Raw genomic sequence first — 14,043 nt, forward strand, 5'->3', positions numbered from 1 at the left:
CGGGGACCAGACTTTATTCTCCTAGGAGATCAACTGCTTACTTCTCGTCGGCAGCTGCAGGGGTGGTCGTGGTGGTCGTGGTGTCCTCAGTGGAGGAACCTTCAACCTTCACGTCCTTACCGCTGGAGAGGTTGGAGCTCAGCTGATCGCCACCGGGGGCACACTGCGTAGCAGCGACACCAGCGAGGAGGCCGATAGCAGCCAGGAAGCCAGCGCCCAGGACAGCGTTCTGCAGGTGCGGAGCAACGTTGTTCTTGAAAGCAACAGCAAGCTCGGGGTTGTAGATACCCAGAGTCTTCTGGATGCCCGTGTTGATGTCCTCAACCTGCTTGCCGAAGCCATCAGCGATGCCACGAACCTCAGGAACGTTTCCTACCAGGCCGAGAGCGACCGGGAGCAGGAGCAGCAGCGGCACAGCGGAAGCAGCCGAAGCGCCAACGCACACTCCGAGGTGCTTGTCATCCATACCAACGGTGATCTTTACGGTGTCAATAACCTTGCCGTTCTTGTCCTTGACGGTAACCGTAATGGTGTCACCGTACTTGGCGTTACCGGGCTTGACCTTCAGATCGCCAGTGTTGGGATCGATCTCAGCGGTTGCGCCATTACCGGCGGGTTCAACCTCGGTCGTGTAACCGGCGTTGGGGTCGTACTTGCCACCCGTGTTCGGGATGGTGACTTCGCCACCCTCCTTAACATTGCTGTCTTCCCACTTCGGGGTATCCTTGCTGATCGGGCCGGGGTTGACATCGCCCTGGTCGGTGCCGTCGGCGGGGTTCTTGCCCTGCTTGACCTCGTCGCCATCGTTCACGCCGTCACCATCGGTGTCGGGGTTGGTCGGGTCGGTGCCGTTCTTCAGCTCGTCACCGTCGTTGATGCCGTCACCATCGGTGTCAGCCTTGTTCGGATCGGTGTAGAACGGGCCGGAGATAACCTTGGTGTTGCCGTCCTTGTCCTTGATGGTGATGGACGGAACCTGCGGGTTACCGTTGATTTCCTGGCCATCGGTCAGGCCATCGTTATCGGTGTCGGCCTTGTTCGGGTTGGTTGCCTTGTTGCCAAAGTGAACGTTCTTGGAACCGTCAACCTCGTCGCCGTCCTTGATACCGTCGCCATCGGTGTCGGCCTTGTTCGGATCGGTGGGCTCGTTGTTGAACGGGTTCTTTGCGCCGCTCTCTTCGTCCTTGTCGGTGATGCCGTCCTTGTCGGAATCCTTGCCAACGTGAACAACAACCGGAACCTCATCCTTGGAGCCATCCGGGTAGGTCACAACGACGGTGGCATCCTTGTCGCCCTCGGTCGTGGTGTCAACCGGCTTCTTGAACTCGGTCTTGGTGCCCTCGGGAAGCTCGTTAAGGTTAGCGATGGAGTCCTCAGCCTTCGGGGTGTCACCCTTGTTGACGGTCTGATCCTTGCCCTGAGGATCGTACTTGGAAGCGTCCGTCTCCTTGTCGGAAATGGTGTACTTGAAGGTCTGCTCGACCGGCTTGCCGTCCTTATCGGTGATCGGGTTGCCGTCTTTGTCCACAGCCTTCAGCGTGACATCGTAGTTGCCAGCCTTGGTCGGGGTGCCCTCGATGGTATAAACGGGCTTGCCGTTCTCATCCTTGGACTCGACGAGCTTGAGGCCCTCAGGCAGACCCTCAGCAACGACCTTGCCGCCCTCAGGGAGGTTGGTGGTGTTGACCTTGACCGGGTCGATGGCCTTGTCAACGGTGCCGTTCTGGTCCGCTACATCGGCAATCCTCGGGGTGGAGGTGACGATGAAGGAGTCAGAAGCAATGTCGTTTGCGCCGTTGTTCACGACAGCGTAGAAGAAGTCGCCGTCCTTAGCATCGGCAGGAACCTCGAACTTGGAGCAGTCCTTGTCACCATCGGTGAGGTTGGAGATGGAAGTGATCTTGCAGGACTTCAGAACCTTGCCACTGCCGTCGCGCCACTCCATGGTGGCACCGGTGATGGGAAGCTCACCGTTGAGCTTGGCCTCAGCGACATCGCCAGGAGCAGCGGGCTTATCCGTCGCGTCGAAGTTGGTGATGTCCAGCTTGACCTGGCTGTAAGGAACGCCAGCGAAGTTGACATTGTACAGACGACTCATGCGGGAGTTGTTAGAAGCAGACCAGGCGTTATTAATAGCGCTAGCCGGAGCAGGACGCCACTGGTTAACCTGATCGTACGGCTGGAAGACCGGCTGCAGGTACGTGGAGTACGAGGGAACAACGTTGCCCTGCGGATCTTCAACCCACATGTACAGGTACTTCTGGAAGTTGTCAGCTGCTCCGAGGGTCTTCTCGTGAGTGAACATCTCGTCGGAGAAGCGAAGCTTGTAGTGGCCGTCCTTATCGGTCTTGCCATAGACGGTGCCGGCGATGGCATCCGGATTCTCAGCAAGGAACTTCTTGGTGGCTGCGGCCTGCTTTTCAGCCGGGAGGGAGCGGACGTCGCGCTCGTACTTCTGGATGGCATCCGGGGTCAACGCGGAAGCGAAGACAGTGTAACCCTGAGCCGCCGGGTTCGCAGTGCTCGTTGCACCGGTGAACAGCTGACGCTCGTTACCGGTCTCCAGCCACATGCTACCGGAAACAGTACGGGTCATGTAACCGGGAACATTCGCGTTGTAATCGCCGTGTGCCGGATCCTCGACGAGCTTGTCGCCCTTAGCCTTCATGTAGTTGACGCCGTCGGCGTTGGGAACCTCAAACATCCACACGCCGGTCTTAGCCATGTTGCCGTTGGTCTCAACAGCACCTGGGAACTCGCCGATGCCGCCACCGTTGCCACGATCGTAGGCGAACGGAATCATGCCAGGAGCAGTGCGCAACGGAACGAGGGTGTTACCGGTCTGAGGATTCTGGGTCGGCTCGACCCAAATGCGGTAGCGCTGCTTTCCTTGAGTCTTAAAACGGTGCGTCTTGCCAGCGGCATCTACCCACCGGGGAAGAGCGAACGCGTAAGTACCCTTGCCACCGACGGTACCGGCCTTTCCATCGCTTTCCTCAGCAATGGTATCGGAGGTCTTGGTGGAGTACACGGGAGAAACAGCTCCATCGCTATCCATCCACTGCATGTAAACCGGGGTGCCAGCTGGAATGGAATCGAATCCACCCCAGTTCGCCGTCAACAGGGCGCCACCCTTAGGGGTGAGAATTTGTGCACGGCCGGAAACTACGTCCTTACCGGCGGTCTGAGCGCTGGTGAGATCAACAGCCTTAGCGATCTGGCCAGATGCAATCGCATCGACATTGTAGGAGCCATCGGCCTGCAGCTTCGGCTGCGTCAGGCCCGGCTTGTCTACGCTGCCGTAGAAGTGCTTCTTGTCAGGGTTTGCATTGGTAGCCTCTTCTGCAGCTGCAGTCACAGCGAACTGCGGCGCAACAACGGGCTGGATAGTCGGCGCAACGAGCGCCAGGGAAAGAGCAGCAGCGGCGAGCGAAACGCCACGGCGGATCTTTCCGTTCTTCATGTGGATAGCCATGTAACTGGTCCTCTCAGCTTGAAAGAGATTTTCGTTCATTACGACGGTTGAGTTTTCACATTCAAAACCATACCTTCGAGTCCCAAAATCGGAACACAAAGTTCGCAACCGCTACTATCTTAAAATCCCCTAAGCGAAAGACCAAAATACATTAATGTTTAAGTTAACCTTCCGTAACTTATTCACACCTCAATAAGTCTCAAAATTGTTTAACCCCCTGCGGGAATAACGCACGTTTATATGCACAATAATAAGGTAATGGGCCTAAATTACATTCTGATATAAATCCTTCGACTACCCCCATGCAGGGATGTACCTACTCTGCAAGATTTCATTGGAGATGACCGGAGCCGTAGCCCTTCTCATGCTCCTATCAGGATCCCTTAGCGTGACCACGAGTGAGGTAACACACAAAAAGAAGTGCCCCGTCCCCTCTGAGGAGGAAGGGGCACTCACTATTTAGTTGTTAACAAGTCCAGCGACTCGATGTACTACTTACCAGAATTCTCATTCGGCGTAGTTTTCGTCGTATTCGTCATGTCCTTGTCGCTCGACAGGTTGGAGCTCAACTGATCTCCACCAGGTGCGCACTGCGTTGCAGCAACGCCGACAAGCAGGCCAAGCGATGCGATGAACGCTGCAGCCAGAGCCAGGTTCTGCATGTGCGGAGCAACGTTCTGCTTAAAGGCGAGAGCGAGCTCCGGGTTGTAAATACCCAGAGTCTTCTGGATACCGGTGTTGATATCCTCAACCTGCTTGGCAAACCCGTCGGCGATCTGCTTTACCTGCGGGTTGTTGCCGGCCAGGCTGAGAGCAACCGGGGGCAGGAGCAGCAACGGGATGGCGGAGGCGACGGAAGCACCGATGCAGATGCCGAGGTAATCGTCGCACATGCCGATCGTGATCGTGACATCGTCGAGCTTGTTGCCGTCCTTGTCGGTCACCGTCACCTTGATGGTGTCACCGTACTTGTATTCCTTTGTGTCCAGGGTGATATCGCCAGTGGGCGGGTCGAAGTAAATCTTGCCGTCCTTGGTAGCGAAGTCCTTAACATCCCCCGCCAAGCCCGGAACCTTCGTGCCGTTCTTCTCAACGTGGAACTTGGCACCCCCTGGAACCTTTTCACCGACATTCTTGACCGGATCGGACTTACCGCCCTCAGGAGCCGTGGTGTCATCCCATGCCGGGTTGCCTTCCGCAATCGGGTTCGGATTGATCTTGCCACCGTTGGTGCCATCACCATCGGTGTCAGGGTTGGTCGGATCCGTGCCGCTCTTAATTTCATCACCATCGGTGATGCCGTCACCATCGGTGTCGGCATTATTCGGATCGGTGTAGAACGGGCCCTCGATGACCTTTTTGTTGCCGTCCTTATCAACGTAGGCGATATCCGGAGCCTGCGGGTTACCGTCGATCTTTTCACCATCGGTCAGGCGATCCTTATCGGTATCAGCCTCGTTCGGATTGGTCGGCTCGTTGTTGAAGTGATCGTTCTTGGAACCGGAGGTCTCATCAGCGTCGGTGATAGTGTCCTTATCAGTGTCCTTGCCCACGGTGAACGTCAAGGATGGGTTATCAAGCCTTGTTCGGGTCCGTGAAGAACGGGCCCGCGACAACCTTGACGTTGCCGTCCTTATCAGTCACAGTGAGGGAGGGAACCTGGGCGTTGCCGGCCAGCTCCTCACCGTCGGTAAGCCCATCACCGTCAGTGTCAGCCTTCGCAGGGTCGGTGGGCTTGTTACCAAAGTGGGTGTTGAGCGCACCGGAAGCCTCGTCGGCGTCGGTGACACCATCGTTGTCAGAGTCCGTGCCCACGGTGAACTTCAGCGGTGCGGTATCAGTGGACTTGTCCGGGTAGGTGACGGTGACCGGAATCTCCACCGTCGTGTTGTTCGCAACATCCGGCCCCGGGGTCACGGTGACCACACCGGTGACGGGGTCAACCTCGACGGTAAAACCGGCCGGAACCTTGGACTGATCGGTGGAGTACACGGTTCCCTCCGGAAGCTCCTCGGCACCGTTCGGGGAAACCTCAACCGACTGACCGGCCTTGCCGGATGCCGGGGCGTACCCGGGCGCGTAGGCAGCGGCATCCTTGTCAGCAACGGTAACCGTGGCCGGAACCCTGTCGGTGGAACCATCAGGGTAGGTCACCACGACGGTGGCTTCTTTGGCACCAGGAGTGGAGGTATCCACATCGGTGGCGTAGGCGACCGCAGTGCCCTCGGGCAGGAACGCAGCATCCTTGAGGGACTTCGCTGCATCCGGGGTCTCGCCCACGCGGACGGTCTGCGGGGCGGATTCCGGCGCGTGCCTATTCGCCTCGGTCTCCCCTACCTTGGTGTCCATCGCGGGAAGCTCGCTCTTGATGTCCTGCGGTGCAACCGCGAAGTCGATGGCAGCCCAGGCCTTGCGCTCATCGCGCCACTGCGCCTCGAGGGACGAGGTGCGCCACGAGCCGATGACCACGTTGTTCGGCGCAACGAAAATCGCCTTAACAAAGTTGGAACAGGCAGGAACGATGTTGCCATCCAGGTCCGTCACCCACATGTACACGCGCTCCATGTTCGGGCGCTGGCCGTTGACTTCATCAAAGCGGAGGGTGTAGAAGCCATCCGCGTTGACGGTGGCAACCTTCGTCTGCTGCAGGTACTCGGGGTGATCCTTAAGGATCTTCTGCGTGGCAGCCACCTGAGTTTCCTTCGGCTCGGATTCCATGAGCTGCGACAGGCGGGTGTAGCCCTCGCTGTTGAGGGTGGTAGCCCACACCTTGTAGCCGTTGGCGAGCACCTCGCCGCCCTTGGTCACGCCGTCATAGCGAGGGCCGTTGGCGGCAGACAGGTTCTGGTAACCCGCACCGTTTTCCAACCACACGCGGCCGGCGATGAAATCGTTCTCGCCGGTCGTTTGCGCCTGGGAGCGGTTGAACGCCTTGCCTGCGCTCTTGGACACGTTCTTGGCCACGAACTTATCGTGCGGGGCCTCGTACATGAACAGGGCCACCTTCTGCATGGACACGCCCGCGTACTGGAACGAGCCGAGGAGCTGGTCGCCCGACTTCACTCACTCTCCCACGGTGAGGCCGCCAGCCTGACGCATCGGGATCATGGTGTTACCCGTAGCCGGGTTGGTGTAGTTATCAATCCACAGGCGGTACCACTGGCCGCGGTGGGCACGGTATTCGTGCTTATCGCCGAGTTTGTCCACCCAGCTCAGTCGCCCGCCGTCGGGGTTATTGAAGGAGAAGGTACCCTTGCCGCCGTTGCCAGCAACAACGTCCTTGAGGTCATGGGTCTTAGCCTTGAACCACGGCGACTCGGAGAGCTCTCCGTTGGCATCCTTCTCCCGCAGCTGCAGGTACACGGTCTGGCCTGTGGCCGGGATGTTGTCGTTATCGTAGGTGGCGCCCGGGTTGCCGTTCGGGTGTGCCTCGTAGACGTGGCCATTGATTTGGCCCGCGTACTTGAGCCCGTAGCCAAACTGGGCGGCGCTGGTAATCTTGCCGCTGGCGATGCCGTCTGCCTCGATAGCCTCGTCCTTGATCTTCACGGCCTCGTCGTAGGTGAGGGTAGTTTCAGCGTTGGCGACGCCGGCAAACTGGGGTGCCACGAGGGGCTGAATGGTGGGGGCTACGACGGCGAGGGAAAATGCGGCCGCAGCGATGGAGATGCCACGGCGAATACGCCCGTGACAGGTACGGATGGTAGCCATTAGTCTGGTTCTTTCAAATGACTTATCTGTGGAGTTTTTCAAACCCTAAGAGCCCGTTAAGACAACCCGCGATTCACGTGCGTTTTACCAGCCCTCTTGATCTGTATGTACTTGCTTCTAAGGTTTTCTTACCCTTTTGCCTGTCTTCCACTCAATAAATTATTTACTTTTCCACACAATAGCGCTCCAGCGGCGACACACTGGACCGCATCATCCAAGGTCACGCCTAAAAAATGAACAGCAACCCAGATCCCCATCCCCCTCTCAGAATTCCTCAGTATCAGCCAGCCTACTACCCCACATCGAGGGAGTCGCACACACTCGGCACTAATTGAATCCCGATATTTATGAGCTCCTCCCCCACTTCACAACGAGCGACCACGCCCCACAAAACAAGGAGAATACGAGCGCTGCCTGCACACGGAGTCCAAACCCGAACACGCACCGCAGCAAGACTGATAGCCACTCACGAAGCGGACCGCTGCACGCCAGGACATGAACGTCACCCCCCCCAACAGATACCAAGATGGCCCCACGCGTTGCCACGTGAGGCCATCCTTGACGGTAGTCTCTAGCTTCTTTGCAGAAGATCTAGCGACTGTTCTCCCAAGGAAGGGAGTCTATTTCTCCTCCAAAGAGGAAGTTTTTACTTGTTCGCGGTGGAGCCGTTGGAGCTGCCACCGTTCGGGGTGCACTGCGTTGCCGCGACACCAGCCAGCAGGCCGATGGAGGCTATGAAGCCGGCCGCCAGAGCAAGGTTCTGCAGGTGCGGAGCAACCTGAACCTTGAACTGATGTGCAAGAGCCGGGTTGTAAATACCCAGAGTCTTCTGAATACCAGTGTTGATATCCTCGAGCGTCTTACCGAAGCCAGCCGTCAGCTCCTTCACCTGAGGATTGTCCATGGCAAGACCAAGAGCAATCGGGGTCAGAAGCAACAACGGGATAGCAGAAGCAGCCGAAGCACCAACGCAGACCTGAGCCTGGTCTTCAGTGAGACCCGGGATAGAGCCCTCAGCGGTACCCTTATCCACAACTGTGATGGGCAGTTCGCCGATCTTGTTGCCACCCTTGTCGGTGATCTCAACAACGTACTTGCCCGGCTTGGTTCCATCCGGAACCGTCACCGTCACCTTGCCATTTTTATCAATGACAACCTTGGCACCATCAACCGCCTTACCGTTGCTATCAACAACCTTGCCAGTCAGACCGTCGACTGGGCCGGTAATTTTTCCATCAATGGTTTTACCTTGCCCGTCGTTCGGGACCGTGTCGTTGGTACCCGGAACAACCGCCGGAGTAGAAGCATCAGTGACCTTCACATCAATCGGATCACCAACATTCTTACCGTCCTTATCCTTCACCTGAACCTTGTAACCAGCACCAGGCTTCGTACCCTCAGGCACCGACACAGTGATCTCACCAGTCTTAGGATCAACAGTCACCGTGGCACCCTCAACAGGTTTGCCATCCTTATCGGTCACCGTGCCAGACATGCCATCAGTCGGATTCTTCACCGTGTCATCCAACTTCTTACCGGTCCCATCGTTTGGAACCTCATCCACAGCAGTACCCGGAACAACCGACGGAGCAGGCGTGGTAGAAGCATCAGTGACCTTCACATCAATCGGATCACCAACATTCTTACCGTCCTTATCCTTCACCTGAACCTTGTAACCAGCACCAGGCTTCGTACCCTCAGGCACCGACACAGTGATCTCACCAGTCTTAGGATCAACAGTCACCGTGGCACCCTCAACAGGTTTGCCATCCTTATCGGTCACCGTGCCAGACATGCCATCAGTCGGATTCTTCACCGTGTCATCCAACTTCTTACCGGTCCCATCGTTTGGAACCTCATCCACAGCAGTACCCGGAACAACCCTCGGATTTTCTACACGGAACTGATCAACGGCTTCGAAGTTCGCGGATCCCTCTTTTTCGGTGGTCCGGTAAATTCGAGCTTCCACGATCGTATTGTCCGGGGTTCCCTCTGGAACTGTGAAAGTGTGATCCTCGAGGTTTCCGTAACGATTGGTTGTCCCCTGTACCTTGTCTACCAGCTTACCGTCGACATACCACTCAATGCGGTACGGCATTTCAGACTTAAACGAGGTTGTTTTCGCGGTTACCTTAGTACCAGCCGGAGCGGGCTTATCAGTGGTGTTGTAGTCCAGGATGTCGAACTTGGGGAAGCCGTTATTCACGGCAAACAACACGTTGATTGGGTTGGAACGTCCAGCGGTCCCAATCGTAGCCATCGCACCGGGAGAAGCGATGTCACTGAAGTAGGCGCCACCCATGGTCCGCATGTTGGCACCGTTTTCTGACGTCGATGTGCTTCCATCCGAAACAGTAAGCGCCGGGTACACGTACATATAGTCCGTGTTGACGTGCTTCTTACCCTTTGTAACCAAGTCATCGCTTCCGGCGATGAATACACCATCGCTGGGGCTTTTAGCTAGTTCATGGGTATCGTTGAAAATTCCCTTGAACTGGAGCTTGTAATTACCGTCCTTGTCACTCGTGGTCCATACGGTCTCGGCAATAGCAGGCTTGCCAGCATTGGCAGGATCAGCATCCCAGGCCTCGATGGCGCGCTTTTGCTCAGCAACAAGCTCATCATACTTGAAGCCCTTATTGGCTTCCTTCCACTTATCCAGCTGTGTTTTCAGCTCATCGCGAAGGTACGAACCAACAATTTTCTCATTAGGAAGCGCAACATCGGTACCCTTGAATGTGGTTACACCACCGCTGGTAGCGATACCGATTTCATTCTCGCGGAAGATACGACCACTAGTATTGCCGTAGGTTTGAACGTCCGTGGACTTGACCCACTGATCCTCCGGCTGAGTCAGCCAGCTCTGCGGGCGTTCCTGTAAAGCAATGTTATATGGGCCAGCATAGCGTGCGGCTAACCCCTTCCAAGTAGCTTTCTGGCGATAGGCCGCACCAGTCCATTGGCCGAGGAATTCGGCAAAGCCCAGTTGGTACTTCTCAGTATCGTAATCTTCAATCCATACTCGGAGGTACTGGCCAGCTGTCGCTTCCCAGTTGTGCTCCTGCCCCAATTCATCGGTCCACACAGGCAAGTGGATCGCCCAGGAACCATCCGGTTTCACCGTTGCGGCGTATACCGGAGAAATACGGCCATTACCGTCCTTAACCGGGGCGTAGTCCTTCCACTGCGCAAAAACAACTTTGCCCTCCAGCGGAACGTCATATGCGTCTAGGCCAGAAGGCCAGCCAGTAACGTCAATGTAGGCGTTACCATTTACCGACTCGTAAGCACCAGCTTTTTCCGCATCGGAAATGTAGTATTCAGTACCCTGAGAACTGACCTGCTTAGGCGTTTTAACGCCTGGATCAAACTTTGTGGGCAGCGCGGTTTCAGCTTGCGCGACCACACCGGTAGAGATCGGACCCGCCGGCTGGATCGCAGGTGCAACGAGGGCTAGAGAAAGAGCAGCCGCCGCGATGCTAATTCCGCGACGGACCCCCCCCCCGTTGGTTTCGGATTGCAGTCATAAGAACTGTTCCTTTCGAAGAAATTGAAGGTGAAAGCCTTTATTACGAATTTGCCAGTTAGCGCTAGTGACTAGAACGCAGCTAATCACCAGTGCTACCTCACCGTTCGTAACCATCGCCCAGTTTAAAGAATTTTCGGAGGATTGTCCACCTTTTAACAGGTTTCTTTAACCTCTTACTAAATATTAAGGTACACTTAGGTTTCTTTTTACTCCTATTTGCGCACGTAGTGTAATTATTTAACGGGTTTACTGTGTAGACACGTATACATTTTTTGGGGGGTTTGCGGCGAGTCAGGTTCCTATTGAGCTGTTGAAGTATGTCACTGCCTTCGCCGGCATCACCCCCCGGATCATTTTCAGACAGGGACAAAAACAAGCCATACCGAAGCCAGTGACGAGTCCCGCTGCTAAGCAGGGACCGGAACAAACATAACCCACCCCAAAAGGGGAGAAACCATGAATCCTCGGGTCCCCAGCAGGGAACTGCCTAAACCGTAATGGGAAAGCATTTTCCTTAGGAGGGGGACAAAGCAGAGTGTTCACCAAAGCCATGTGTTCCTCAGGAAAAGTGCTGTCCTTCTTCTACTCCTTCACGTGACGGGCGTGTGTTTCTACACCCCCGCAAGCTCAACCGCGTAGCGGGCGATGGCCAGCTCCTCGTTGGTGGGGATGACCAGCACGGGGATCTTTGAGCTGTCGGTGGAGATGAAGCGGGGGCCGTCGTTGGGCAGCTTGTTCTTCTGCGGGTCGAGCTCAATGCCGAAGTTCTCCAGGCCGGCGAGGGCATCCCAGCGGACGTCCTGATCGTTCTCGCCCACACCGGCGGTGAAGGTGATGGCGTCGACGCGGCCGAGCTGCAGCATGTAGGCGCCGATGTACTTGCGCAGGTTGTGGATGTAGACGTTGTAGGCCACCCACGCGTCCTGGTCGTCGTTGTCGATCATCTCACGCAGGGCGCGGAAATCGTTGACACCGGACAGGCCCTTCACACCGGACTTACGGTTGAGGAGCTCGTCGATCTCATCGATGGACATGCCGCGACGGTAGAGGTGGAAGACGATGCCGGGATCGATGTCGCCGGAGCGGGTGCCCATGACGAGGCCGGCCAGCGGCGTGAGCCCCATGGAGGTGTCGATGGCGGCACCGTTGTGGATGGCAGCGCAGGACGCACCGTTGCCCAGGTGGAGCGTGATCTGGCGGGTGTGCTCCGGATCGCGGCCGATCATTCCGGGCACTTGCTTGGAGATGAACTCGTGGGAGGTGCCGTGGAAGCCGTAGCGGCGGATGCCTGCCTCGCCGGCGACGTCCTTGTTGATGGCGTAGAGGGCGGCTGCCGGGGGCAGCGTGTGGAAGAAACCGGTATCGAAAACCGCGATGTGCGGGAGCTCCGGGAACATCTTCTGCGCCACTTCGATGCCGTCGATGTTGGCGGGGTTGTGCAGCGGTGCCAGCGGGATGAGGTCGCGGATCATGCCCATCACCTCGTCGGTGATGACGACCGGCTGGGAGAAGAGGAGACCGCCGTGGACGACGCGGTGGCCGACGGCCTTGAGGTCCACCTGTTCGGGGCCGACGCCGAGGTCGTTCAGCAGGTTGAAGGAGAGGTCGAGACCCTCCGTGTGGTTGGCGATGGGGGTCTGCACCACGTGCTTCTGGCCGCCCGTCTTGACGGTCAGCTTGCCGTTGGGCTCACCGATCTGCTCAACCACGCCGGAGACGAAGGGATCCTCGGTGGCATCGGCGTCGGAATCGACGATCTGGAACTTGATGGACGATGAGCCGGAGTTGATAACGAGAGCGTAAGCCATTTACTTTGTTTCTCCTGCCTGGATCGCGGTGATGGCGATCGTGTTGATGATGTCCGGGACGGTCGCGCCACGGGAGAGGTCGTTGACGGGCTTGTTGAGCCCCTGGAGGATCGGTCCGATGGCGAGCGCGCCACCGGTGCGCTGTGCCGTCTTGTAGCCGATGTTGCCGGCCTCAAGGTCGGGGAAGATCATGACGGTGGCCTTACCGGCGACGGGGGATTCGGGGGCCTTCTTGGCCGCAACACCCGGGTCGACGGCGGCATCGAACTGCAGGGGGCCGTCGATAAGCGTCTCAGGGGCGAGTTCCTTGGCCTTGGCGGTGGCGGCGACCGCGCGGTCGACGTCGGGGCCAGCACCGGAGGTGCCCGTCGAGTAGCTCAAAATGGCGACCTTGGGGTCGATGTCGAAAGCGGCGGCCGTCTGCGCGGAGACGGCGGCGATCTCGCCGATCTGTTCGGCCGTGGGGTTCGGGTTGACGGCGCAGTCACCGAAGGCCCATAGGCGGCCGCGCAGGGCCATGAGGAAGATGGAGGACACGACGGAGGTGCCCGGCTTCGTCTTGATGATTTGGAAGCTCGGGCGAATGGTGTGAGCCGTCGTGTGGGACGCACCGGAGACCATGCCGTCGGCCTGGCCGGTGTGGACGAGCATTGTGCCGAAGTAGGAGACATCCTTCATCGTCTCGCGCGCCTGCTCGAGGGTGACACCCTTCTTCTTGCGGAGCTCGGCGAACTGGGCGGCGAACTCCTCGGCGCGCGGGTCGGTGAGGTGGTCGATGATCTCCGCGCGGGAAATGTCGAGTCCGAGCGCGCTAGCGCGCGAAGTAACGGTTTCCTTGTCTCCCAGGATCATGAGCTCACAGATGCCCTCGGCGAGCACCTCGTGGGCGGCTTGGAGGATGCGGTCGTCGTCACCCTCGGGAAGCACGATGCGGGTGGTCTTCTCCTGGGCCTTCTTCTGCAGCCACGTCTGGAGGTAGTCGGGGCTCATGACGGGTTTCGTATCGACGCCCGTAAGGGCCTCGGCGATGGCGTCGGCCGTCAGCTCACCCTCGGTGAACACGCCACCGACGGTGGCGAGGTAGCCCCCCGCCTCACGCACTGCGAGCTTCTCGGTCAGTCCACGCTTGTCGACGATGAAGATCACCGGAATGCCCAGTGCCGCGGCGGCTTCGGAGTCGTAGGAGACGTTGCCCGTGCCCTCGATGAGTGCCGGGCCAGCCGCCAGCGGATCCTCCACGATGAGGCGGCGGATGGGGGTCGGCTCGTCGTCGCCCGTCGCGGGAACGATCGAGACGAGGTCGAGGTGGCGGAGGCCGAGGTCGGCAGCAATGGCACTGGCGTCGAAGTCTGCCGACGTCCGGCCGACAGTGGTGAGCAGCGCAGAGCGAGGAGAATTCATAATGGCAAGTCCTTATATATAGGTCATGGTCTGAAGCGCCACCACCCTAGCCGAACCAGTCGGCAGTGTTACCGGACACACCCAAGGTGACCAAGTAGGCGCCAACACACCACTCTACA

The 14,043-nt window shown here is 57.9% G+C and carries 7 protein-coding genes; all 7 read right to left on the reverse strand.

Going from position 1 to position 14,043, the window contains the following annotated elements:
• Nucleotides 1-37: 37 nt before the first annotated feature.
• The 7 genes from CGLUCO_RS11410 to pta all read right to left on the reverse strand — a co-directional run bounded on the left by CGLUCO_RS11410 (nucleotide 38) and on the right by pta (nucleotide 13,924).
• Nucleotides 38-3,475 (reverse strand): Rib/alpha-like domain-containing protein, encoded by a 3,438-nt coding sequence (locus CGLUCO_RS11410; RefSeq protein WP_198481469.1) that lies wholly within the window; start codon nucleotides 3,473-3,475, stop codon nucleotides 38-40.
• Between the two features lie 491 nt (nucleotides 3,476-3,966).
• Nucleotides 3,967-5,040, reverse strand: coding sequence for a thrombospondin type 3 repeat-containing protein (locus CGLUCO_RS11415; RefSeq protein ID WP_232621968.1), 1,074 nt, complete (start codon nucleotides 5,038-5,040; stop codon nucleotides 3,967-3,969).
• A 10-nt stretch (nucleotides 5,041-5,050) separates the two neighbouring features.
• The gene (locus CGLUCO_RS11420) at nucleotides 5,051-6,538 is read right to left on the reverse strand and encodes a Rib/alpha-like domain-containing protein (protein WP_232621967.1); all 1,488 of its coding nucleotides are present in this window, start codon (nucleotides 6,536-6,538) and stop codon (nucleotides 5,051-5,053) included.
• Nucleotides 6,539-7,186 (reverse strand): hypothetical protein, encoded by a 648-nt coding sequence (locus tag CGLUCO_RS11425; RefSeq protein ID WP_232621966.1) that lies wholly within the window; start codon nucleotides 7,184-7,186, stop codon nucleotides 6,539-6,541.
• A 646-nt stretch (nucleotides 7,187-7,832) separates the two neighbouring features.
• Nucleotides 7,833-10,592: a COG1361 family protein gene (locus CGLUCO_RS11430; RefSeq protein ID WP_198481468.1), complete on the reverse strand. Its 2,760-nt coding sequence runs from the start codon at nucleotides 10,590-10,592 to the stop codon at nucleotides 7,833-7,835.
• Nucleotides 10,593-11,326: 734 nt separating this feature from the next.
• A complete protein-coding gene (locus CGLUCO_RS11435) occupies nucleotides 11,327-12,523 on the reverse strand; it encodes an acetate kinase (RefSeq protein WP_084037034.1) in 1,197 nt (398 codons plus the stop codon).
• Nucleotides 12,524-13,924 carry a phosphate acetyltransferase gene (pta, locus tag CGLUCO_RS11440; RefSeq protein ID WP_084037036.1) on the reverse strand — a complete coding sequence of 467 codons (1,401 nt, stop codon included), beginning with the start codon at nucleotides 13,922-13,924 and terminating at the stop codon, nucleotides 12,524-12,526.
• Between the last annotated feature and the right edge of the window lie 119 nt (nucleotides 13,925-14,043).

Source organism: Corynebacterium glucuronolyticum DSM 44120 (assembly GCF_030440595.1).
Lineage (GTDB): Bacteria > Actinomycetota > Actinomycetes > Mycobacteriales > Mycobacteriaceae > Corynebacterium > Corynebacterium glucuronolyticum.